A 23072-nucleotide genomic window follows, 5' to 3' on the forward strand; every position below is an offset into this window, starting at 1 on the left:
TTGAGAGTATGTTTATAAGGTATCCTAATCACTGTCCAGTTTAAACCCTTAAAAAATTAGTGTACCTACTCCCAATCGTGCATTTGACTTTTCCATGTCGATTTGGGGCTTTCTTTTTAAAAATTATTTTATTAAAAACGAAAGAAAAATCCTAATCTTTTTTTTCTTAATGTATAAAGTCTATTTTGTCACTAATAAGTTACTCTTCAGCAATGCTTATATCCTTTTCAAATTAACTTGAATAATATAAATGTTTTTTATTTAAAATTTACTAATTATTTTTGACATAAATACCAAAAACCTGATAGAAATTAATCTATCAGGTTTTTTAAATTCAAATAATATTATATACTACAAAGTAGCAGCGTATTCAATTAAATCTACAATTTTAGTTGAATATCCCATTTCATTATCGTACCAAGAAACCACTTTTACAAAGTTGTCATTTAAAGCAATACCTGCTTTTGCATCAAATATTGATGTTCTTGTGTCTCCAACAAAATCTTGAGAAACTACCATATCTTCTGTGTATCCTAAAATACCTTTCATAGGACCACTTTCTGATGCAGATTTCATTGCTGCACAAATTTCATCATAAGATGCAGCTTTATCTAACTTTACAGTTAAGTCTACTACAGAAACATCCATAGTTGGTATTCTAAAAGCCATACCTGTTAACTTACCATTCATTGCAGGAATTACTTTACCTACTGCTTTTGCAGCTCCTGTAGAAGAAGGAATTACGTTACCTATTGCAGAACGTCCACCTCTCCAATCTTTCATAGAAGGGCCATCAACTGTTTTTTGAGTTGCTGTTGCTGCATGAACTGTTGTCATTAAACCTTCTACAATACCAAAGTTATCGTTTAAAACCTTAGTAATTGGTGCTAAACAGTTGGTTGTACAAGATGCATTTGAAAATATTTTCTGATCTGCTTTTAACTCTGTATTGTTTACACCCATTACAAACATTGGTGTATGGTCTTTAGATGGTGCAGATAAAACTACTTTTTTAGCTCCAGCTTCTAAATGTTTTCCTGCTGTTTCTTCTGTTAAGAAAAATCCTGTAGATTCGATTACATATTCTGCTCCTACTTGATCCCACTTTAAGTTTGCTGGATCTCTTTCTGCAGTAATTCTAATTTCATTTCCGTTTACAATTAACTTACCATCTTTTACATCAACAGTTCCATCAAATTTACCATGTACTGAATCGTATTTTAACATATATGCTAAATAATCTACATCTAATAAATCATTAATTGCTACTACTTGTACATTATCTCTTAATACTGAAGATCTGAATGCTAATCTTCCAATTCGTCCAAATCCGTTAATTCCTATTTTAATCATTTTATCAATCTTTAATTTATTAATTTTTTATGTTGTTATTATATCTGATATTCTAAGTAATTCGTAATTTATAGAATGACCACCAGAAATTGCTTCTTTTATATCTGTACTAATTACTTGGTTATCTTTTAGTCCTACCATTAAATTGGTGTTACCATCTAAAAGTAACTCTACTGCTTTTACTCCTAACCTACTTGCTAAAACTCTATCAAAACAAGAAGGAGAACCTCCTCTTTGCATGTGTCCTAAAATACTTACTCTAACATCGTATTCTGGTAAATTTTCTTCTACGTAAGCCGCTAATTCGTAAACATTTTTACCTGACTTATCTCCTTCTGCAACAACAACAATACTTGATGATTTACCTGCTCTTCTACTTCTTTCTAAAGACTCTAACATTCTATCTAACCCTAAATCTTCTTCAGGAACTAAAATTTCTTCTGCACCTGCACCAACTCCAGCATTTAAGGCAATAAAACCTGCATCACGTCCCATAACTTCTACAAAAAATAAACGGTTGTGAGAAGAGGCTGTATCTCTAATTTTATCAATTGCTTCTACAGCTGTGTTTAAGGCTGTGTCATAACCTAACGTGTGTGAAGTACCAAAAATATCATTGTCTATTGTACCTGGAATACCAATTACTGGAAAATTAAATTCTTCATTAAAAATTACTGCTCCTGTAAAAGAACCATCACCACCAATTACAACCATTGCATCAATTTCGCGTTCTTTTAAGTTTTCGTAAGCTTTTTGCCTACCTTCTTTGGTTCTAAACTCTGTAGACCTTGCAGATTTTAAAATTGTACCTCCTTTGTTAATTATGTTATGAACACTTCTTGCAGTTAAATCTACAAGATCATCTTCAATTAATCCTTCATAACCTCTATATATACCTACACAACTTAAACTATAATAAGCACAAGATCTTACTACTGCTCTAATTGCTGCATTCATTCCTGGAGCATCTCCTCCAGAAGTCATGACTGCTATTTTTTTTATATTCTTCATAATATTCTGATGTAAAATTAACGTTTTATAACCACTTAAAATAAAAAAACTACGAAATCGTTTTAGGCTGTTTCGTCCATTTTTAAAGGCAAAATTAACATTTTCTATATGTTAAATTTTGTTTTTTTAAAGGTGCTATTTTAATCTGTTTTTAAGACTTAGTTTCCTTCAAAATTATCAAATTCTTTCTTTGATTTTTTTATGGTATCTTTTTGAATTGACTTCTTTTTCTTTGACTTTTTCTTTTTTAGTCCAATTTTTCTTAATAAGTCTGACAGTGTATTAAAGTTTACTTGATAAGATAAACCAATACCTTGTGTATACCCTTCTTCTTGCTGAGAATATTGAATTTCGTTTTGACGATTAAAAATAACGCCTCTAAAATTACCTTCTTTATTTAAAAGCACCTCTACTTTTACTTCTCCAACAACGCTAGATTGTGTTTGTGCACCAACTGGTACTCCTACTTTTCCGTTAATTATTACACGATCACTAACTTGGGTGCTCACAGAAAAATCAAACTGATTATCAATATTTAAACGATCTAAATCATTTCCTCTTTCTCCTTGTTGATAATCTAAATTTAATTGAAACTTACTGTCTGGATTATTTAATAGTCCTGAAAAAGCAGCAGCAACCGCATTTGAAGCTGTACTTGTAAGTGTTGCATTGGCATCAAAATCTGCTCTGTCTGGATTTGCAAAATTACCAAATGCTAATAAAGAAATAAATTGTGTTGTTTTTTGATTAACATTATTGTCATTCAAAATAAATTCTAACTCTCCTGCAATTGTAGGATCTACATTTGTTAATAGTATGTCTAATTCTTGTTTAGAGCTAAATAAACCTCCTGTAATTCTTGTAACCAAATCAACTTCTATTTTTCGGTTAGAATTAAAATTTTCTAATAAAACTCCTGGGTTGGCTTTGGCTTTGTAAACTGCAGTTACATCTAAATTGGCTTCTGTTGGGTTACCATTCCAAGAAACAACACCTCCTTTTTGAATTACAAAAGGTCTGCTTACGATACCTCCATATTTAAAATCGTACACTCCATTTTCTATGGTATAATCTCCATACATATTAAATTTACCACGTGTGTCTATTTCTATTCTAAGGTTTCCATTACCACTTCCTGTTAATTGGCTACCATAAACCTCATCTATAACAACTTGAGCAACAGCATCTTTTGTCACTTCTAAATCGATGTTTAAAGACAACCCTTTTAAAGATTCTCTTGCGATTTCTTTTTGCTTATCACCTATTTTTGTTTCTTTATTTTTAAAGTGAATTAAACGATAACTGTCTACAGTTTCTATATCTTTTAAAGGAACTACAAAAACGGTTCCTGGCATTGTTTTCGCATTAACATCTATTGTTAATTGGTCTGTTAAACCTGTTATGCTTGCATTACCATTTATATATGCAGCACCATAGTACAAAGCTTCTTCTGTATCTTTTGTATCTAAAACCAATAAATTATCTCCTTCTAACTCTATGTTTAAGAACCATTTATCAAAATTTAGATGTGTTATATCTCCTTGTAATTTTCCTTTAGTTTTATGTTTAGAATCTAAGATTGAAAAGTTTTCTAAGATAAAAGATTGTTGTTGTAGCGTAATTTGTGGTTCTCCTACAAAATCATAATCTACATTTAAATAAGGAAATTTTAAACCTGCATTTTTTAAGGTCAAAACCCCATCCATTTCTGGATTTCCTAAAAAACCTCTTAGGTTAAAATTACCTGATGCTGTTCCTCTTATAGAGGATAAAACGTCTTGCCCAAGTGGACTAAAAGCATCCAAACCAAATTCTTCTAAATAAACTTCTAAATCTATTAACGGTTTTTTTGTAGAAAAATCTAAATCTCCTGTAGCAGCAATACTTTTTACACTTTTATTTTCTATAGATAAATCTACCTTGTATTTCTCGTAAGAATTATCTCCAACAACATTTAAAGCTAAATTACCTTGTTTAAAATTATTAACTTCAAAATCTTTTATTGCTAATGTAGCTTCTGGGCTATACTCCCCTTCTTTTTGAACAAAATCTAAATTACCAGATAATTCTCCTTTTAGTGCCAAACTATCTATTTCTGGCAAGAAACTTTGCAGCCTCACTTTTGTAAAATCTGCTAATAATATTTTTTCTTGATCTCCTTTTAAACTCCCTGTAAATTCAATTTTTTGTTCTCCTGAGACTATTTTAAATTGACTAAAATTAAATTCGTCTGTTTTTAAATCGAACGTAATTTTATCTGTATTTAATTTATCTGGATTTATATTCCACACATTATCTTTAAACTTAAAAGAAGAATCTTCGAAACCTATAACCGATTTTCCTTCTTCGTTAAATGTGTAGAAAAAATCTAAATTAAAATCTTTATTTTTATTTATGCCTCCTTTAAAAATAGATTTAAAAAACAAGGTATCATTCTGTGTTCTGTTTAATAAGTTAAATTTAGATACTTTATAATATTCTGTATTTATCTCATCTGCAGTTAAACTTGTATTATATAGCGGATTTTGATTGTTGGTAATGAGTTTGATGTTTTTAATTTCGTTATCATAAATGGTAAGCTTGGGCGAATCAAAATTTACTCTTAATAAGCTTTTGTTAGAGTCTACTCTACCTCTTAATCTGGTATTATTATCAATCTTTATTTTCGGAAAAAAAACACGAACAACTTGGTTGTAAATAGAAAAATTAAAATCTATAAATTGATTGGGTTCTACTTGGTAAGGTTTGTAATTTGTGTAAATACTACCCAATGCATTTTGTGCAACTAAAGGAAATTCTGAAAAAGAAAACTTCCCAGAAACATATCCTTTTACAATGTCTTTAGAGTCTACTTCAATCCTTTTTATACTATCTTTTAAAGAAGAGGTAACAACAAATTCTTTAAACTCGAACTCTTCTTTTTCATTAGTATACAAAATATTATTAAAGGTGGCTTTTCCTGTAATATCATCAAAAGTATTCCCTTCAATATCTAGTTCTATGTTTCCTTTTAATAAAGAAATACTGTCTCTTACAAAAAGGTTGGTTTTTTTTAAATTGATGAATGTAATATCAGATTTAAAATCGAACTTATTTACTTTTTTAGATAAATCTGCCAAACCATTAAATTTCATTTTAACGTTTTCATCATCAATGTCTAAAAATCCATCAAATTTATTGTTTTGATATTGGCCATTTGCTTTGATGTTTTTGTAAGCATATCCATTAAAATTTAATTCTGAAACTTCACCAAGAAAAGATGTATTTATACTTTCTAACTTAAAACCACTTCCGTTAACATCTCCTTTTAAACTTACTTTTCCAAAAATAGGGTCGTTAAAAAGAACTCCAACATCAAAGCCTTTTAATTCTATTTTCCCATCATAAGAAGCGTAATCTATATTGTCTAAGTTTGCTATTTGTAAATCGGAAATAGCACCACCAATTTCTGAATTTAAATTAACATTAGCACTCATTTGCTCTGGTGTTACTCTAACATTTCCTTTAATTTGAAACCTACCAAACTTATTAAATTCTGAGGGCAATGTTTTACCCAAAACGTTTGGCAAAATACTTTTTAAACCTTTATAAGTAGCTGTTAAATTTTTTAAATCTCCTTCAAAAACAAATCCATTTTCGTTATTTACAGCATTTACAAAAGCTAGGTCTCCTATTATTTTTATCCCTTTTCTAGATTGAAGATTTAAGCGATTTAAAGAAAAGTTATTTAAAGGTCCTTTTACGTTTCCAGAAAAACGAATTACATCATTACCTGCTAACTCGTTATAATATTTTTTTAAATCTTGAACCGCCAATTTACTTTTATCAAAATTAGCAACAATATTTACTTTATTAGTAAAATCTGACAAGTCATTTTTCTTATAAATAAAATCAATATTTGCATTTATTTTAGATTTTTCAGTTTGTAAAACTGTATTTTTAAAATGCATTGCCTTGTTTGTTAAAGAAAAGTCTGTTGTTAAATTCGTAACCTCTAGACCTCTATTATCAACAAAAAATAAACCCCTTACTTTTGTAGAAAAATCAGTCCCATTAACCAACATATCTTGTAAATTACCTCCAATGTTTTTTGCAGAAAAATTTAAAGAATCTTTATTATTTGCATTTATTAATCTATAATTTAAGTTATCTGCATATACATTAGAAGACCTTAATACAAATGGCTTTGCAAGCGAATCTTTTGGAGTATTACTACCAAAACTGCCATAAAATATAGACATGTTATCTTTTTTTTCTCCTTTGTAAGTTTTTGTGTAGTAGTAAACATCTTCTAAATAAATATCTCCTAAATTAAACTCACTATCTAAAGCACTTTTAGCACTTAAAATTGAAGTGTTTAATTTTTTAACAAAAATTAAAGTATCTTGATGATGGTCTCTTATTTCGACTCCTTTTAACACTACTTTTCCTAAAAAAGAAAAATCTATCTTTTTTATAGTAATATTGGTATTGTATTCTTTATTTAATCTTTTAGCAAAATAGTCTCCTAATTTTGTTTGAACAACTGGTAAAGAAAGTAAAATACTAATCAATACTAAAAAGAGCACAATGTACCCAATCCATTTTAGTATTTTTTTACCGGCTTTTTTGATGACGAAGTAGTTTTAGTAGTATTAATTATTATCAATAATAATCAATAATATTGCCATTTATTACAAAGTTCGTGTAATTTTAACAAACAATTAAATTTCTGCTCTTAAAATATAGATTGAAAGATAAAATTATGATTAGTTTTGTAATCATTTATTTTTTGTATGAATAAACCTGTTTATATTTTAGGGATAGAATCTTCTTGTGATGATACAAGTGCATCTGTAATTTGCAACTCAAAAATTTTAAGTAATGTAATTGCTAACCAAGAAGTACATTCTAAATACGGAGGAGTTGTGCCAGAACTAGCTTCTAGAGCCCATCAACAAAACATTGTACCTGTTGTACAACAGGCATTAGAACAAGCAAATATTACAAAAAAAGAACTTTCTGCAATCGCGTTTACAAAAGGTCCAGGGTTAATGGGGTCTTTATTAGTAGGTACTTCTTTTGCAAAATCTTTGGCATTGGGTCTACAAATACCTTTAATAGATGTCAATCACATGCAAGCACATATTTTAGCTCATTTTATTAAAGAAGAAGCAACTACTAAAACACCTCCTTTTCCTTTTTTATGCTTAACCATAAGTGGAGGACACACGCAAATTGTAAAAATTACCAACTATTTTGAAATGGAAATCCTTGGAGAAACCATAGATGATGCTGTTGGAGAGGCTTTTGATAAATCTGCTAAAATTTTAGGATTACCATATCCTGGAGGGCCATTAATAGATAAATATGCCAAATTAGGAAACCCCAAAGCATACCATTTTACCAAACCAAAAGTGGGCGATTTAGATTTTAGTTTTAGTGGTTTAAAAACAGGTATTTTATATTTTATTCAAAAACAGCAGCGTATAAATCCTGATTTTATTAAGGAAAATTTGCATGATATTTGTGCATCTATACAGTTTACAATTGTAGAAATTTTAATTGACAAAATTAAAAATGCTGTTAAGCAAACTAACATCAAGCACATTGCAATTGCTGGTGGTGTTTCTGCAAACTCAGAAATAAGAAAACGTTTACAACTGGCAGAAAAACATTTTGGCTGGACAACCTACATTCCAAAATTTGAGTACACTACAGACAATGCAGCAATGATTGCAATTACTGGATATCTAAAATATTTAAACAATAATTATGCAGGTATATCTGTAACTGCTAAAGCACGATTAAAAGTAACAGAATAGCTAATGAAAGGTTTTAAAAGTAGATTTATTTTTATCATTTATTATTACCTATTTTGGGTTTTCTACTTTGTTTTTGCAAGGATTTTTTTCTTAGTTTATTATTTTGAAAAAACACAAGATTTAGGTTTTTTAACTTCTCTTAAAACATTTTTATATGGGCTGCAATTAGATGCTTCTTTTGCTGCGTATTTATCTATATTTCCTTTTTTATGCATTAGCATTTCTACACTTGTATCCTTAAAAAAAATATGGGCAATTTTAAAATGGTATACTTTTTTAATTTTACTTATTATTAATCTTTTTTTATTGATTGATGCTGGCCTGTATCAAGCTTGGGGTGTAAGAATAGACAGTTCTTTATTGCCATATCTAAACACACCAAAATTAATGATTGCTTCAGTTTCTAGTTTGCATTTATTTTTGGGAATCTGTGCTTGGCTTCTATTAACATTCTTATTTTTTAAACTTTACAGAAAATACATTCATTTAAAAACAAAAAATATTGATTACAGAAACTGGTTATTAACCCCAGTTTTTTTATTGATTACTGCAGCATTAATCATTCCTGTTAGAGGTGGGTTCCAAACTATTCCTGTAAACCAAAGCAATGTGTATTTTTCTAATAAAATGTTTGCAAATCATGCTGCAACAAATTTTATTTGGAACTTTTTTAATACCATAACCCACAAAACCGATGGTAAAAACCCGTATATAAATTTTGATGATGAAAAAGCTACAAAAATTATTAACAAAACAAAAAATAAACTTTTAAAAGCACATACAGATAGTATTTTAAACACCCAAAAACCTAATATAGTTTTAATTCTTTGGGAAAGTTTGTCTGCAAAAGTAGTAGGTTCTTTAGGAGGAGAAACCAATGTAACTCCTAATTTAAATAGCCTTTCTAAAGAAGGCATTTTATTTACCAATTTTTATGGTAATGGAGATAGAACAGATAAAGGAATTCCTGCAATTTTAAGCGGATACTATCCACAACCTATAAAAAGAATAATGCGAATGCCCAACAAAACACGAAGTTTACCAATGTTACCCAAAAAAATGGAAGCAATTGGCTACAAAACTTCTTTTTATTATGGAGGAGATTTAAATTTTGGAAATATGAATACCTATTTACGAAATGCAGGTATCAACCAAATTTTTGATGGGAGTGAATTTGAAAAAAAAGATTGGAATTCTAAATGGGGCGCTTATGATGATGTTTTCATGGAAAGATTTTTAAAAAACATTACAAAAAAACAGCAAGAGCCATTTTTTAAAATTGCACTTACCCTTTCTAGTCATGAACCCTATGAAATAAAAGGTGAATATAAATTTGGCAAAGATGGAGAAGATAATCTTTATAGAAGCGCACATGTTTATACAGATAAAGTAATTGGAAATTTTATAGCTTCTGCAAAAAAGCAAGATTGGTATAAAAATACTTTAATCATAATTATGGCAGATCATGGGCATAGTTCTCCAAAACATAAAGGACCATATTTTTCTCCCAAAAAATTTAAAATTCCGATGTTATGGTTAGGTGGAGCATTGCAGCAAAAAGGAATAGAAATTAATAATTTTTCTAGTCAAGTAGATTTTTCTTTTACTTTATTAGATTTATTAGGTGGAGACAATAAAGAGTTTGTTTTTAGTAAAAATATTTTTAATACATCAGAGAGTCAATATGCATATTATATTTTTAATAAAGGGTTTGGTATTGTAACCAAAAAGGACACACTTGTTTATGATTATATAAGTAAAAAGCCAATTTTAAAAACTGGCAAAAACACCAAAAAGCTAGACTCTTTAGGAAAAGCAATTATGCAAATGTCTTATCAAGATTTTTTGAAAAGAAAATAGCTTTAGACTAAATGATTATTCTTATTATTACACTTTAATTAAATTTCTATGAATACTAAATTAGCAATACACGAAAAAGTAATTACTAAATTATTTAACAAAAATAAAGAATTAATCTTTTTTGATATTGGTGCTTGTGAAGGTTTAAGTAGTGTTAGGTATCTCTCTTTATTTCCTAAAAGCTCCATATTTGCTTTTGAGCCTGTTCCAAATAATTTTGCACAAGTTTTGAACAACAAAAAACATCATAATTTAAAAAATTTACATGTATTTGAACTAGGTCTATCATCAGAAAAAGGAGAAGCTACATTTTATGTTTCTTCAGGCAAACCACCAAATAAAGATACACCTACAGACAACTCTACTAGTTTCGGAAATAAAAGCTCCTCTTTATATAAACCAGGAAAAACCAAAGAAGTACACCCCTGGTTAGAATTTAAGGAATCTATAACAATTAAAACCGAAACTTTAGAAAACTTCTGTAACCATAATAAAATAAATATTATAGATTTTATTCACATGGATGTGCAAGGTGCAGAATTAATGGTTCTTGAAGGTGCAAAAAAGATGATAGATAATATAAAATCAATATGGTTAGAAGTAGAAAAAATTCCTTTATATGAAGGACAAGCACTTAAAAAAGATATTGAAGAATTTTTATTAAAAAATAATTTTATTTGTATTTTAAATAAAGTAAACCATATTGCTGGAGATCAACTTTGGGTGAAAGAATCTTACTACAATAATCTTTCTAATGATACAAAATCATCATTAAATAAAATTTCAAAAAAAACAGCATTAAAATCAAAAATCTCTACTGTATTTGGAAGTACAAAGGATAATTTAAAGAACATATTTAAATCTAAAAAAAAGTCCTAAGTTTTAAAACTTAGGACTTTTTTTGATAGAAGAAAATCTGTTTAATCATCTGTAGTTTGTACTTTTATAGAGCACCCAATAGCTCTAGTTTCAGTTTTTTCTATTTTTTTCCCAGCTAATAAAGCATCTACAGCATTTTCTACATATTTTTCTGTTACCTTGTCTGGATTTCTAGAACTATTATCTATAGCTCCAATATATTGCACTTTCATATCTTTTTTTGTTACAATAAAAACATGAGGTGTTTTTGTAGCTCCAAATTTTGGATATACTTTTTGACCAGCATCAAATAAATAAGGGAAATTAAATCCTTTTTCTTTGGCTCTTACTTTCATATCTGCAAAACTATCTCCTTTAGAAGCTTCAGGATCATTAGGGTTTATAGCTATTACAGGAAATCCTTTACTTTCGTATTTTTTATTTAGAGCAATAATCCTGTCTTCATTTGCTACAGAATATGGACACATATTGCAAGTAAAAATAATGATGAAACCTTTTGCAGAATTATAATCTGCCATTGAAACCATTTTGTTGTCTATGTTTTTTAAAGAAAAATCTTGGACAACATCTCCTATTTCATAGCCAGATTTATCTGTCTTAATTGTAAAAGCAGCAGTTATAGTTATAACAAATAACAATAATAAATATTTAAATTTTTTCATTTTTATAGTTTTAAAAAGGTTTGTAATTCGTTTTCTAAGGCTTTATAATCAAAAGATTGTTCATAAAACTTTCTGTTATTTTTATTATAAATTAAAGTAGCTGGTATTGCTCCTGTCCATTTTTTATCAATCGCTTTAATCCAATAGTCTTCATTCACATCATCTAACAAAACAACTTTAGATTTCAATTTTTTCTTGTTGATAAACGGAATTAGCCTTTTGTCTAGTTGTTTCGGAAAATCTAAACTCACCAAAATTACCTCCACATTTTTATCTGCATATTCTTGATTAATTTTCTCAAAATAAGGCAACTCTTTTACACAAGGTCCACACCAAGTTGCCCAAAAGTTTATGATGTAAGTTTTATCATCATTCTTTTCTAGTAAAGGTTTTAACTCTTTGTAAGTATAAGACTTTACTGCTGTAGTTTGGTCTACAACTACATTTTCAGCTTTTTTAACTTCTTCTTTTTTACAAGAAAAAATTAACGTTAATAATAAAAAGAAAAAAATTGGTTTTTTCATTTTATAAAATTACATTTTTTATTGTTGTAAAATCAATAATTAACTGATTCTTAACAAATAAGAAATATTCCATACTTTTATACTGAGTATTCTTTTTACACAGTTTTCACAAACAAAAGTACAGATTAATCAAAAATATCATTTAAAACTTTAGCCAAACGAATACCTCCTTTTTGTAATTGATTTCTAACAGTACCAAAATGATCATAAGAATATCTATAGCGTAAATTCTCGCCAACTTTTACAGACTTATATACCTTTTTTGTTAATTCATGTACTTCATCTACCCATTCTATGATAGAGCCTTTTTGGATTGCTTTTATTTGTTTCTTAGATAAGTCTTTTGCATTATTTGCCAACTCTAAATAACTCATTTCCCAGTCATCAATCATATTCTCATCCCAAACTCTGTGTAAATTTGTACCACGTCCAAACCATTGTACTTGTATTGTATTTCCTCCTTTATCTTCTCTTCTACCAATATGCATAGGTTGATGTAAATCTCCAATAAAATGAACCAACATTTTTAAGAAAAACTCTTTGTCTTTATCAGAACTTTTCTTGTCTTTTAAAACAGTTATACATTTTTTGATTCCTGTTACTAAATCGCCCTGCGGATTTTTTTGAGCAGTTTTATAAGTTTCATCAAAATCCATGTTTATGTAGTGCCAAGAATAGTATTTGTTATACTTTCTATCCGATTTTATTTCGTCTGCAAAAGTAGATACAAAAGCCAAACTTTGTCCTTTTAGAATCTTATCAATACATTTTTTTGCCTTTCTTGTTAAATGTTTTTCTGCAATTTGACCTGTAGCTCTATGTCCGTTTTTACCCCAAACCAAGGCTTCTTCACTTTTATCATTAGAAAAAAACAGTAAGGATATTATTAACAATATTTTAATTTTCATTGGTAATCATTTAATATTAGTTCTTAGCGAATGTATAAAATAAATCTCTAAAAATTTGGAAATATCAAAAAAAATACGATATATTTGTGATATCATTTTAATATCATTTTTAAATCAACTATAATGAAAGCAGAAAAAATCATCAAACCAGCAAACGGTTATTTAATGTTAGCCGTAATTTTTCTCTTATTTTTCGGAGGAATTACAATGTCAATAATTCATGAAACTCCAATGTATATTCCTTTAATCATTATTGGATTCATTGGCTTTTTTGGTTTTATTTTAGTAAACCCAAACACATCAAAAGTTATATTACTGTTTGGTAAGTATGTGGGAACTATCAAAGAGAATGGTTTGTATTGGGCAAACCCATTATTTAGAAAAAAGACTATTTCCTTACGTGCAAGTAATTTTGATAGCGAACGTTTAAAAGTAAACGATAAGCTTGGAAACCCAGTAATGATCTCAACAATTTTAGTTTGGAGAGTAACAAATACTTATAAAGCTGCTTTTGATGTAGATAATTATGAAAATTTTGTGCGCGTGCAAACGGATGCTGCTGTAAGAAAATTAGCAAGTATGTATCCTTATGACAATTTCGCAGACGAAGGTCATGATGAAGATATTACCCTACGTTCTAGTGTTAATGAAGTTTCTGAAGCTTTAGAAAAAGAAATCGACGAACGTTTAACAATTGCTGGAATTGAAGTTTTAGAGGCTAGAATCGGATATTTAGCCTATGCAAATGAAATTGCATCTGCCATGTTAAAAAGGCAACAAGCAACTGCAATTGTAGCTGCAAGACATAAAATTGTTCAAGGAGCAGTAGAAATGGTAGAAATGGCTTTAGACGAATTAAATAAAAAGGATATTGTAGAGCTAGATGAAGAAAGAAAAGCAGCAATGGTTAGTAATTTATTAGTAATTTTATGTGGAGATAAAGAAGCTTCTCCTGTTGTAAATGCTGGGACTTTGAGTCATTAATTGAAAATCAAATAATTGATATGAAGAAATTTGTCTTGGTTGATGGTTATGTATCTATGAATAACGAACAATTATTTATAGACATAAACAACCTAAAAAAAGATATAAAATCTAGAGGCGGTTGGTTGGGTGTTTTTCTAGCTTTTTTATTAATAAGTGTTTTACACAATCTTCGAGATATCAATTATTTTAATTCTTTTTTTCACTATTTAGATTTTGGATTGAGAACTTTAGGAATAATAGTAATAATTGGAGTATTCTACTATTTGATATTCTATAAAAAATCTAAGAATAAATTAATTATTAATGAAATAAAAAAAATAGAAATCGAAAAGGATGAATTTGAAACAGAAGTTACTTTGGTCTTCCTAAATAAAAGAGCACAAGATTTAAGTTTTAGAAACCTCGAAAATCAATTAGAACCCTTTTTAGAAGAAGTTCAAAAAAGGAATACTAGGATAGTAATTAATAAAATTTAAAATGAAAAGTAGTAATCATTTCAAATTAATTAATGGAGAGTTATATATCAATAATTCTGAAATTAAAATTGTTTATAGAAAACTTAAATATTTTATAGAATTATTTAAGTTTTTTGGAGCCATTTCTTTAATTGGATCATTTATAAAAAAGTTTAATAATTTTCAGAGTTTAAATGGTACTTATGAAATGGTAAAATTTGGAATTTTTGGTTTTGCTACATTATTTATAATTTATTTTTTTATTAGAATGATTTTTAAGAAAATTTGGATAAATAAAATCTCAATTAATGACTTGGTTTCACTGGAAGTTAGTGATGAAGAAAAAGATGACATTGATGTAGATAGTGAAATCGAAGTTACTTTTAAGAAGAATAATGGTAGAGAAAAGGTTATTAAATTAAGAAAAGATAAAAATCAATTAGAACCCTTTTTAGAAGAAGTTCAAAAAAGGAATACAAGAATTAAAATTGAATACATATAAAATGAAAGAATATAAAGTAGTTACTTTAAAATTAGGGCTTAGAAATAGAAATCAAAAATTAGAAGATTTACTAAATCTATATGCAAGAGAAGGTTGGGTTTTAAAAGAAGTACCTACAAACTGGAATGCAATTTTATTAGAAAGAGATAAAAACAGATAAATGAAAGTTTTTAAAGAAGAACAACGTTTTACACAAACTTGGTTAGTTTTAGTAATGGCAGTAAGTTTAATTGTCCCTATTGCTTTAATCATACAAGAGTTTTTAAAAGAAAGTACAAAAATGACAACTACTTCATTTGTACTATCACTAACAGGTATTGTTGCTTCTGCGCTTTTTATTTTTGCCTTTAAACTAAAAACAAGAATAGATGAAAAAGGAATTCACTATCAATTTTTTCCTTTTCATTTAAAATATAGACTTATTCAATGGAATGAACTAGCAAAAGCTTATGTAAGAACCTATGATCCAATTGGTGAGTTTGGTGGTTGGGGCTTAAAAGGTGGTGCTTTTTGGAATAGTGGAAAAGGGAAAGCTATTAATGTTTCTGGAGATATTGGTATTCAACTAGAATTAAAACAAGGTAAAAAACTGTTAATTGGTACTCAAAAAGAACTCGAAGCTAAAAGAGTATTAGAAACTTATAAAAATAAAATATAATGATTCGAATTGTAATTTACTTAGCTATCTATACACTAGGGGTTTCTGCTTCTTTTGCGCAAATAAAATCCGAAGAAATTATTGTAAACAATCAAGCCATTCAACTTCCTGGAACACTTACTTATACTTCCAAAAAAACACCTTTAATTATTTGGGTACATGGTTCTGGTGCTGTAAATAGAAATGGAAATAAACCTGAATATATAAAGCAATTTGGACAGGCTATTATAAAAAATGAAATTGCTTTTTTTAGCTATGATAAAAGAATTACAAATCCTAAAAATGCGGCTTTCTTACAAGATGGAGTTTTTATAAATGATTTTATTTTTGATGCACAAGAAGTTGTAAACTATTTTAAAAAAGATAAACGTTTTTCAAAAATTATTTTAGCAGGACATAGCCAAGGTTCTTTGGTAGCAATGAGGGCTTTAAACAATGTAGATAAGTACATTTCTATTGCTGGTCCAGGAGAAACTATAGATAAGACTCTAATTAGACAACTATCTGCACAAAGCCCTATTTTTGGAGCATTAACAAAAAAATATGTAAACGAATTAAAAGAAACTGGAGAAATTAAAGAAGTAGACCCTAATTTGCTAACCTTGTTTGCAAAACCAAACCAGCCTTTTTTAATTTCTTGGATAAAATTAGACCCCACAGAAGAAATAAAAAAAATAAAAATACCAACTCTAATTATTAATGGTGATAAAGATTTTCAAGTTCTAATTAAAGATGCAGAAAATTTAAAAAAAGCAAAAAAAGATGCTGAACTTGTAATTATTAAAAATATGAATCACCTGTTAAAAGACATACAAAAGGATGAAGATAATTTTAAATCTTACAATGATCCAAATTTTCCAATTTCAAAAAAACTCATAGAAACAATTGTTTCTTTCGTAAAAAAATAAAATGGCTAAGAAAAAAGCTTTCGCATTGCGAGTTAATGAAGATATGATTAAAGCTATAGAAAAATGGGCTGCAGATGAATTTCGCTCTACAAATGGGCAAATAGAATGGATGCTTATGCAAGCTTTAAAAGACGCTAAAAGAGAACCTAAAAAGAAAGAAGAATAATATTTTTATTTTTACAACTGTTAAATAAACGCTCAATTTTTATTGAGCGTTTTCTATTTTGTATATTGTTCTCCTTAAAAAAACTAATCAAAATCTTCATAATGAAAAAATTACTCACACTTGTCTTTCTGTGTACCACTTCTCTACTCTTTTCGCAAGAGTTTTCTATGGATTTGGTAAAGAATATGAAACCAAGAAATATTGGTCCAGGAGGAATGTCTGGACGTGTAACATCTATAGATGTTGTAGCATCTAATCCAGAAATTATGTATGTAGGAACTGCTTCTGGAGGAATTTGGAAATCGACTTCTGGAGGCACAACTTGGAAACCAATTTTTGAAAAAGAACTAACAGCTTCTATTGGTGCAGTTGCCATACAACAATCAAACCCTAGTGTAATTTGGGCTGGAACTGGCGAAGGAAATCCTAGAAATAGCTTAAATGGTGGTTTTGGTATTTATAAATCTTTAGATGCAGGTAAGACTTGGAAATCTATGGGTTTAGAAAAAACACGTCATATACATAGAGTAATTATAGACCCAACAAATCCAAATGTAGTTTATGTAGGTGCAATTGGATCTCCTTGGGGAGAACACAAAGAACGTGGAGTTTATAAAACTATAGATGGTGGAAAAACTTGGAAACAAATTTTGTTTACCAACATAAAATCTGGAACTGCAGATTTAATTATGGATCCTAAAAACCCTAATAAATTAATCGCTGCAATGTGGGAACACAAACGCGACCCATGGTTTTTTAAATCTGGTGGAAAAGGAAGTGGCTTATACATTACACATGATGGAGGAGAAAATTGGAAAAAAATTACCGAAAAAGAAGGGTTTCCAAAAGGTGAATTAGGTAGAATAGGTGTCGCAATTGCTCCAAGTGAGCCTAATGTAATATATGCATTGGTAGAAGCTAAGAAAAATGCGCTTTATAAAAGTGAAGATGGTGGTTTTAAATGGAAAAAAATAAATGATAAATCTGGTATTGGAAACAGACCTTTTTATTATTCAGAAATTTATGTAGACCCTCAAAATGAAAACAGGTTGTATACCATTTTTACTTACGTAAACGTTTCTCAAGATGGTGGTAAATCTTTTAAACAATTAATGCCTGCTTATGGTGTAGATAATGGTGTGCATCCAGATCATCATGCTTGGTGGATTCACCCTAAAAATGGTAAATTTATGATTGATGGAAATGATGGAGGCTTAAACATCACAAAAGATGGAGGTAATTCTTGGCAATTTATTGGCAATATTCCTGTAGCTCAGTTTTATCATATAAATGTAGATAATGAATACCCATATAATGTGTATGGAGGTATGCAAGATAATGGTTCTTGGAGAGGACCTGCTTATGTTTGGAAAGCACAAGGAATTAGAAATAGTTATTGGCAAGAAATTAGCTTTGGAGATGGTTTTGATGTTGTCCCAGATAAAGACAATTCTAGATATGGTTGGTCTATGAGCCAACAAGGTTTTGTAAGTAGGTACGATTATTTAACAGGAAATAATTATGTTGTAAAACCTACTCATAAAGATGCGAATGTAAAACTGCGTTTTAATTGGAATGCTGCAATCAATATCGATCCTTTTGATAATTCTACCTTATATTTTGGAAGCCAATTTGTGCATAAATCTACAGATAAGGGATTAACTTGGTCTGTAATTTCACCAGATTTATCTACCAATAATCCAGAAAAATTAAAGCAATCTGAAAGTGGTGGATTAACTATGGATGCTACTGGCGCAGAAAACCACTGTACAGTTTTAGTTATAGAACCAACTCCTTTAGAAAAAGATGTTTTATGGGCTGCCACTGATGATGGTCAAGTTCACATCACAAAAAATGGTGGAAAAAATTGGACAAATGTCGCAAAAAACATTAAAGGTTTACCAGAATTTAGTTGGATTACTCAAATAAAAGCATCTAACAAGAATAAAGGAGAAGCTCTTTTAGTAGCTAACGATTACAGACGTTTTAATTATACTCCTTATGCATATAGAACTAAAAATTATGGGCAAACTTGGGAGCGTATTGTAGACCAAAATGACGTACAAAGTTATGCTTTGTGTATTATTGAAGATCCAAAAAATAAAAATTTGTTGTTTTTAGGAACTGATGATGGTTTATACGTCTCTATAAATGCTGGTGATAAATGGACAAAATGGACGGAAGGTTTTCCAACTGTACCTGTTAAAGATTTAGTAATTCAAGAAAGAGAAGACGATTTAGTAATAGGAACTTTTGGAAGAGCTGCTTGGGTATTAGATGATATAAAACCATTAAGAGCAATAGCAAATGGCAATATAATTTCTAAAAAATTAGAATTATTTACTCCTCCTACTGCATATCAAGCAGCTAACCAACAACCTACAGGTAGTAGGTTTGGTGCAGATGCAATGTATCAAGGAGAAAATAGAAAACGTGGTGCAATTATTTCTTATTACATTAACAAACCTGTTCAAGAAAAAACAGACAAAAAAGGGAATAAAAAAGAAAAGAGTAGAAAGAAAAGTAATGAGAGTTTGAAACAAGCTCAGAGTGATACAAAAAAGATTAAATACGATTCTATAAAATTAGAAATTTTTGATGGGACAAGAAAAATTAGAACTTTAAAAATGAAAGCTCCAAAAGAAAATGGAGTGCATAAAACTACTTGGTATTTAAGAGAAAAAGGAGTTGCAAGAGCTTCTAGAAGAATTAGAAAATCTACTAGAGAACCAGCAGGAGTTACTGTAAAACCAGGCAATTATAAGTTAAAAATGACTTTTGGAGATGTTGTTTCTGAAGCTAACATAAAAGTTGAATTTGATCCAAGATTACAAATTTCTAATGCAACTATCAATCAAAAATACAATGCTAGTAAAGCACTTGAAAAATATCAAGAAAAAATTGCAAACGTTGTAAAACAATTGGTAGAAAGTAAAAATACAGCAACAGCTATGAAAGCAAAATTATCTAAAGAAGATGCTTCATCTAGCTCTGCAAACAAGAAATACAAAGCAGAAATAAAATCATCAAAAAAAATTATAAAATCTATAGACTCTTTAATAGCAATGTATTTAGGTACTATTGATAAAAGGCAAGGTATTACCAGAAATCCAGAAATTACAGTAAACCAACGTTTCTTCGCTGCAAATAGTTATATTCGCTCTCGTTTTGGAGAGCAAACTGCTACAGAAACTCAATTGATGAATCAATTTAAAGAAGAATTTAAAAAAGCGTTAAGTAAAACAAATACCTTTTTTAATAATGATTGGATTAATTATAAAAAAAGTGTAGAAAATATTTCTATATCTCCTTTTAAAGAAACTAAAATTTACTCAGTAGACTAAATATAAAGAATGAAAAAAACGAGTATACTTCTGTTTATAAGTTTTATAAGCATAAAAACAATTTCACAAAACGCAGCAGAAGATAAATTAGGAACTTGGTATATGTATAATGGCTCTCATAAAATTTCCGAAAAATATTCTTTAAAAACGATGGCTCACTTTCGGTATTTTGAATTGGCCAGCGAGTTTCAACAAGAAATTTATAGACTTGGTGTTAATTATACTTTTAATCCGAAAACAAATTTAACAATTGGAGCAAGTTATGCTACAGGAGATTTGGCTTACAATACAGCCTCTCCATTTTTATATGAATGGCGTTTGTACGAAGATTTAAATCTAAAATCTAAATGGGGGAAATTTAATGCCAAACATCGTATTCGTTTAGAACACAGGTTTATCCATAAGAATATTTTTACTGATGAAACTCAAAATTGGATTCGTTATGACTTAAATGTGAGCTATCCACTTTCTAAAACATGGAATGTGTATGTTTTTAATGAATTATTTTTGAACTTAGATAGAGGCAAGAGGTTTGCTCAAAATTGGACAGGAGCTGGATTTTTGCATCAACTTAGCAAAAATATTAAACTAAAAATGGGGTATTTTCAAATTAAATTACCTTCTAAAACCTTAAAAAGGTTGCAACTAGGTGTTATATTAAATACCGATTTTTCTAAAAAAACAATATAAATTTTAGGTTATGAGTATTTCAGAAATAAATAATGACATTCCTTTATTTGCAAACGATACCATTATTTTTGGGGTATTGTGTGTTATTCTTGCTGGGATTTTTTACACCTCAAATCTAAAATCTTTTAGCAAGTTTTACAAAGTAGTTCCAGCATTATTGTTGTGTTATTTTATTCCATCTATATTTAGTTCTTTAGGTATTATTGCTGATAAATGGATAGATGTACAAGCTACAATTAGCCACTTAAGTTCTTTATATGGCAATCTGGAAGGAGTCACAGATTTGGCTTCTCTAAAGGCATATATTGTTACAAATAAGATAGACAGTTCTATATATTCTCAATTTACAGGAGGCAGTAAATTATACTATGTTTCCTCTCGATTTTTACTACCAGCTTCATTGGTTTTACTAACATTAAGTATCGATTTAAAAGGTGTTTTTAAATTAGGCCCCAAAGCATTAATTATGTTTTTAACTGCAACTATTGGAGTAATGGTTGGTGGTCCTTTAGCTATTATTTTCTTTAAATATGTTGCCCCAGATATTTTAGTACAAGTAGAGGGCACAGAACTTTGGAAAGGTTTATCTACAGTTGCTGGAAGTTGGATTGGTGGTGGTGCAAACCAATTGGCTATGAAAGAACAGTGGGAAGTTTCTGACAGTTTATTTAGTATTATGGCTGTAGTAGATGTGCTTGTTGCAGAAGTTTGGATGGCATTTTTACTAATTGGAGTTGCAAAATCTGATGCTATAGACAGATGGTTTAAAGCGGATAATTCTTCAATCACAGAATTGAAAAATAAGATGGAAAAATTTACTTTAGAAACAGCTAGAATTCCTTCTTTTAATGATTTAATAATCCTATTAGGAATTGCATTTGGTGTTACATCACTTGGACATATAGTTGGAGATAATTTAGGAAGCTACATCACTAATAACGTTCCTTTTTTAGTAGATTTTGGTTTGGGTAGCTCTTTCTTTTGGTTGATAATTTCTGCAACAACTGTAGGTATTTTCTTATCATTTACAAAAGCAAAAAGTTATGAAGGTGCAGGAGCAAGTAAAATAGGTACTGTATTTATTTATATTTTAGTAGCCTCTATAGGTATGAAAATGAATTTGAATGCTATTGTAGAAAATATCAGTTTATTTGCTATTGGTTTTGTTTGGATGATTATTCATGTTGGCTTATTATTCTTAGTTGCAAAAATTATTAAAGCACCCTACTTCTTTTTAGCAGTTGGCTCTAAAGCAAATATTGGTGGTGCAGCTTCAGCTCCTGTTGTTGCTGGTGCTTTTCATCCATCTTTAGCACCAGTTGGAGTTTTATTGGCAGTTTTAGGATACGCTTTAGGTACTTATGGTGCTTTCTTTTGTGCGCTAATGATGAAATGGGTAAGTTAATTTTAAACTTTTTTATAGCCATTATCTTAATTAAAATGCATATTTGCAAAATCAAATTATTATAATAAAATGAAGAAAATTTTCGCACTTATAGTCCTATCAATTTTACTAACAGCTTGCTCTTCTAAAAAAGAAGGTAATATGATTGTAACAGGACAAATTAAAGGTCTTAAAAAAGGAACTTTGTATTTGCAAAAAATGAAAGATACAGTTTTAGTCTCTATTGATTCTGTAAGCTTAATGGGAGATGATAAATTTACTTTAACAGATAATGTAGACTCTCCTGTGTTGTATTATTTAACTTTTGATGGCAACACAACTGAAAAAAGAATTTTATTTTTTGGCGAAAAAGGCACCATTACTATTAATGATAAAGTTGAACAATTTGGTTTAAATCCTATAATTTCTGGTTCTAAAAATCAAGAAATTTTAGAAAGCTATAATAAAATTAAAACACAGTTTCAAAATGAACGTTTAGAGTTTATAAAAAAAGATTTTGAAGCTAAAAAAGACAATAACAAAGCATTAATTGAACAGTTAGAAAAAGATTATAAAAAGCTAACAAAAAAGAGGGTTTTATTTACAACAAATTTTGCTTTAAATAATGCAGATACCGAAGTTGCTCCTTACATTGGACTTACAGAAATGTATGATGCTAGTTTAAAAATGTTAGATACCGTAAATAACTCTTTATCTGAAAGAATTAAAAAATCTGATTACGGAAAGCGTTTTCAAGATTATATAAATACTATTAAAAAGAACGAAGATAATTAGTTTTAACTATTATTTTTAAGTACAAAAAAAGGCTGTCTAAAAAGTTGATTTAGCTATCATTTTGAGCCTTTCGTCTTCGCTCAAGACAGACTTTGTAAAAAAATCTGGCTTAATGGCAAAAAATGGTTGGTAAAAACCTCTGAATCCCTTTGTAATACTGATTAAATTAAAAGTTTATTGAA

At 29.1% G+C, this 23072-nt stretch carries 20 protein-coding genes; 14 read left to right on the forward strand and 6 right to left on the reverse strand.

Annotated features, from left to right (window positions below):
* Positions 1-351: 351 nt before the first annotated feature.
* The 3 genes from gap to ACY2RW_RS12080 form a co-directional block, all read right to left on the reverse strand.
* On the reverse strand, positions 352-1353 hold the full coding sequence (gene gap, locus ACY2RW_RS12070; protein ID WP_490122980.1) for a type I glyceraldehyde-3-phosphate dehydrogenase: 1002 nt from the start codon (positions 1351-1353) through the stop codon (positions 352-354).
* A gap of 27 nt (positions 1354-1380) precedes the next feature.
* On the reverse strand, positions 1381-2367 hold the full coding sequence (gene pfkA, locus ACY2RW_RS12075; protein ID WP_490122998.1) for a 6-phosphofructokinase: 987 nt from the start codon (positions 2365-2367) through the stop codon (positions 1381-1383).
* Between the two features lie 155 nt (positions 2368-2522).
* Positions 2523-6917: a translocation/assembly module TamB domain-containing protein gene (locus ACY2RW_RS12080; protein WP_490122981.1), complete on the reverse strand. Its 4395-nt coding sequence runs from the start codon at positions 6915-6917 to the stop codon at positions 2523-2525.
* Positions 6918-7139: 222 nt separating this feature from the next.
* Between ACY2RW_RS12080 and tsaD the strand changes: the two genes are divergently transcribed.
* From tsaD to ACY2RW_RS12095, 3 genes are read left to right on the forward strand one after another with little or no spacing between them, the layout of a single operon-like run.
* Complete coding sequence (gene tsaD, locus ACY2RW_RS12085) at positions 7140-8168, forward strand: tRNA (adenosine(37)-N6)-threonylcarbamoyltransferase complex transferase subunit TsaD (protein ID WP_490122982.1); 1029 nt, start codon at positions 7140-7142, stop codon at positions 8166-8168.
* Positions 8169-8171: 3 nt separating this feature from the next.
* Positions 8172-10028: an LTA synthase family protein gene (locus ACY2RW_RS12090; protein ID WP_490122983.1), complete on the forward strand. Its 1857-nt coding sequence runs from the start codon at positions 8172-8174 to the stop codon at positions 10026-10028.
* Positions 10029-10076: 48 nt separating this feature from the next.
* Positions 10077-10907, forward strand: a complete 831-nt coding sequence (locus ACY2RW_RS12095) for an FkbM family methyltransferase (RefSeq protein ID WP_490122984.1) — start codon at positions 10077-10079, stop codon at positions 10905-10907.
* A 41-nt stretch (positions 10908-10948) separates the two neighbouring features.
* On the opposite strand, the gene ACY2RW_RS12100 is transcribed toward ACY2RW_RS12095, so the two are convergent.
* From ACY2RW_RS12100 to ACY2RW_RS12110, 3 genes are all read right to left on the reverse strand, one after another.
* Positions 10949-11569, reverse strand: a complete 621-nt coding sequence (locus tag ACY2RW_RS12100) for a thioredoxin family protein (protein ID WP_490122985.1) — start codon at positions 11567-11569, stop codon at positions 10949-10951.
* 2 nt (positions 11570-11571) lie between these two features.
* Positions 11572-12093 (reverse strand): TlpA disulfide reductase family protein, encoded by a 522-nt coding sequence (locus tag ACY2RW_RS12105; protein ID WP_490122986.1) that lies wholly within the window; start codon positions 12091-12093, stop codon positions 11572-11574.
* A 125-nt stretch (positions 12094-12218) separates the two neighbouring features.
* On the reverse strand, positions 12219-13001 hold the full coding sequence (locus ACY2RW_RS12110; RefSeq protein WP_490122987.1) for a S1/P1 nuclease: 783 nt from the start codon (positions 12999-13001) through the stop codon (positions 12219-12221).
* A gap of 123 nt (positions 13002-13124) precedes the next feature.
* Between ACY2RW_RS12110 and ACY2RW_RS12115 the strand changes: the two genes are divergently transcribed.
* From ACY2RW_RS12115 to ACY2RW_RS12165, 11 genes are all read left to right on the forward strand, one after another.
* The gene (locus tag ACY2RW_RS12115; protein WP_490122988.1) at positions 13125-13985 is read left to right on the forward strand and encodes an SPFH domain-containing protein; all 861 of its coding nucleotides are present in this window, start codon (positions 13125-13127) and stop codon (positions 13983-13985) included.
* Positions 13986-14005: 20 nt separating this feature from the next.
* Positions 14006-14464, forward strand: coding sequence for a hypothetical protein (locus ACY2RW_RS12120; protein WP_490122989.1), 459 nt, complete (start codon positions 14006-14008; stop codon positions 14462-14464).
* 1 nt (position 14465) lies between these two features.
* On the forward strand, positions 14466-14945 hold the full coding sequence (locus tag ACY2RW_RS12125) for a hypothetical protein (protein WP_490122990.1): 480 nt from the start codon (positions 14466-14468) through the stop codon (positions 14943-14945).
* Between the two features lies 1 nt (position 14946).
* A complete protein-coding gene (locus ACY2RW_RS12130; protein ID WP_490122991.1) occupies positions 14947-15105 on the forward strand; it encodes a DUF4177 domain-containing protein in 159 nt (52 codons plus the stop codon).
* Positions 15106-15603: a hypothetical protein gene (locus tag ACY2RW_RS12135; RefSeq protein ID WP_490122992.1), complete on the forward strand. Its 498-nt coding sequence runs from the start codon at positions 15106-15108 to the stop codon at positions 15601-15603. It begins immediately after the preceding gene.
* Positions 15603-16511: an alpha/beta hydrolase family protein gene (locus ACY2RW_RS12140; protein WP_490122993.1), complete on the forward strand. Its 909-nt coding sequence runs from the start codon at positions 15603-15605 to the stop codon at positions 16509-16511. Before ACY2RW_RS12135 ends, ACY2RW_RS12140 begins: the two co-directional genes overlap by 1 nt.
* A 1-nt stretch (position 16512) precedes the next feature.
* Complete coding sequence (locus tag ACY2RW_RS12145) at positions 16513-16677, forward strand: type II toxin-antitoxin system antitoxin (protein WP_081817061.1); 165 nt, start codon at positions 16513-16515, stop codon at positions 16675-16677.
* Positions 16678-16778: 101 nt separating this feature from the next.
* On the forward strand, positions 16779-20021 hold the full coding sequence (locus ACY2RW_RS12150) for a WD40/YVTN/BNR-like repeat-containing protein (protein ID WP_490122994.1): 3243 nt from the start codon (positions 16779-16781) through the stop codon (positions 20019-20021).
* Between the two features lie 9 nt (positions 20022-20030).
* A complete protein-coding gene (locus ACY2RW_RS12155) occupies positions 20031-20711 on the forward strand; it encodes a DUF2490 domain-containing protein (protein WP_490122995.1) in 681 nt (226 codons plus the stop codon).
* Positions 20712-20721: 10 nt separating this feature from the next.
* Positions 20722-22116, forward strand: coding sequence for a DUF819 family protein (locus tag ACY2RW_RS12160; protein ID WP_490122996.1), 1395 nt, complete (start codon positions 20722-20724; stop codon positions 22114-22116).
* Positions 22117-22185: 69 nt separating this feature from the next.
* A complete protein-coding gene (locus ACY2RW_RS12165; protein WP_490122997.1) occupies positions 22186-22890 on the forward strand; it encodes a DUF4369 domain-containing protein in 705 nt (234 codons plus the stop codon).
* Positions 22891-23072: the final 182 nt, after the last annotated feature.

It is taken from the genome of Polaribacter sp. 2305UL8-11 (genome assembly GCF_058147165.1).

What these genes read in the sequence shown, in the direction of transcription:
- ACY2RW_RS12130 (WP_490122991.1), top strand. Translation starts at nt 14,947, where the DNA reads ATGAAAGAATATAAAGTAGTTACTTTAAAATTAGGGCTTAGAAATAGA.
- ACY2RW_RS12095 (WP_490122984.1), top strand. Translation starts at nt 10,077, where the DNA reads ATGAATACTAAATTAGCAATACACGAAAAAGTAATTACTAAATTATTT.
- ACY2RW_RS12155 (WP_490122995.1), top strand. Translation starts at nt 20,031, where the DNA reads ATGAAAAAAACGAGTATACTTCTGTTTATAAGTTTTATAAGCATAAAA.
- ACY2RW_RS12135 (WP_490122992.1), top strand. Translation starts at nt 15,106, where the DNA reads ATGAAAGTTTTTAAAGAAGAACAACGTTTTACACAAACTTGGTTAGTT.
- ACY2RW_RS12120 (WP_490122989.1), top strand. Translation starts at nt 14,006, where the DNA reads ATGAAGAAATTTGTCTTGGTTGATGGTTATGTATCTATGAATAACGAA.
- ACY2RW_RS12100 (WP_490122985.1), bottom strand. Translation starts at nt 11,569, where the DNA reads ATGAAAAAATTTAAATATTTATTATTGTTATTTGTTATAACTATAACT.
- ACY2RW_RS12125 (WP_490122990.1), top strand. Translation starts at nt 14,466, where the DNA reads ATGAAAAGTAGTAATCATTTCAAATTAATTAATGGAGAGTTATATATC.
- ACY2RW_RS12160 (WP_490122996.1), top strand. Translation starts at nt 20,722, where the DNA reads ATGAGTATTTCAGAAATAAATAATGACATTCCTTTATTTGCAAACGAT.
- ACY2RW_RS12105 (WP_490122986.1), bottom strand. Translation starts at nt 12,093, where the DNA reads ATGAAAAAACCAATTTTTTTCTTTTTATTATTAACGTTAATTTTTTCT.
- ACY2RW_RS12090 (WP_490122983.1), top strand. Translation starts at nt 8,172, where the DNA reads ATGAAAGGTTTTAAAAGTAGATTTATTTTTATCATTTATTATTACCTA.
- ACY2RW_RS12110 (WP_490122987.1), bottom strand. Translation starts at nt 13,001, where the DNA reads ATGAAAATTAAAATATTGTTAATAATATCCTTACTGTTTTTTTCTAAT.
- tsaD (WP_490122982.1), top strand. Translation starts at nt 7,140, where the DNA reads ATGAATAAACCTGTTTATATTTTAGGGATAGAATCTTCTTGTGATGAT.
- gap (WP_490122980.1), bottom strand. Translation starts at nt 1,353, where the DNA reads ATGATTAAAATAGGAATTAACGGATTTGGACGAATTGGAAGATTAGCA.
- ACY2RW_RS12165 (WP_490122997.1), top strand. Translation starts at nt 22,186, where the DNA reads ATGAAGAAAATTTTCGCACTTATAGTCCTATCAATTTTACTAACAGCT.
- ACY2RW_RS12140 (WP_490122993.1), top strand. Translation starts at nt 15,603, where the DNA reads ATGATTCGAATTGTAATTTACTTAGCTATCTATACACTAGGGGTTTCT.
- ACY2RW_RS12115 (WP_490122988.1), top strand. Translation starts at nt 13,125, where the DNA reads ATGAAAGCAGAAAAAATCATCAAACCAGCAAACGGTTATTTAATGTTA.
- ACY2RW_RS12145 (WP_081817061.1), top strand. Translation starts at nt 16,513, where the DNA reads ATGGCTAAGAAAAAAGCTTTCGCATTGCGAGTTAATGAAGATATGATT.
- ACY2RW_RS12150 (WP_490122994.1), top strand. Translation starts at nt 16,779, where the DNA reads ATGAAAAAATTACTCACACTTGTCTTTCTGTGTACCACTTCTCTACTC.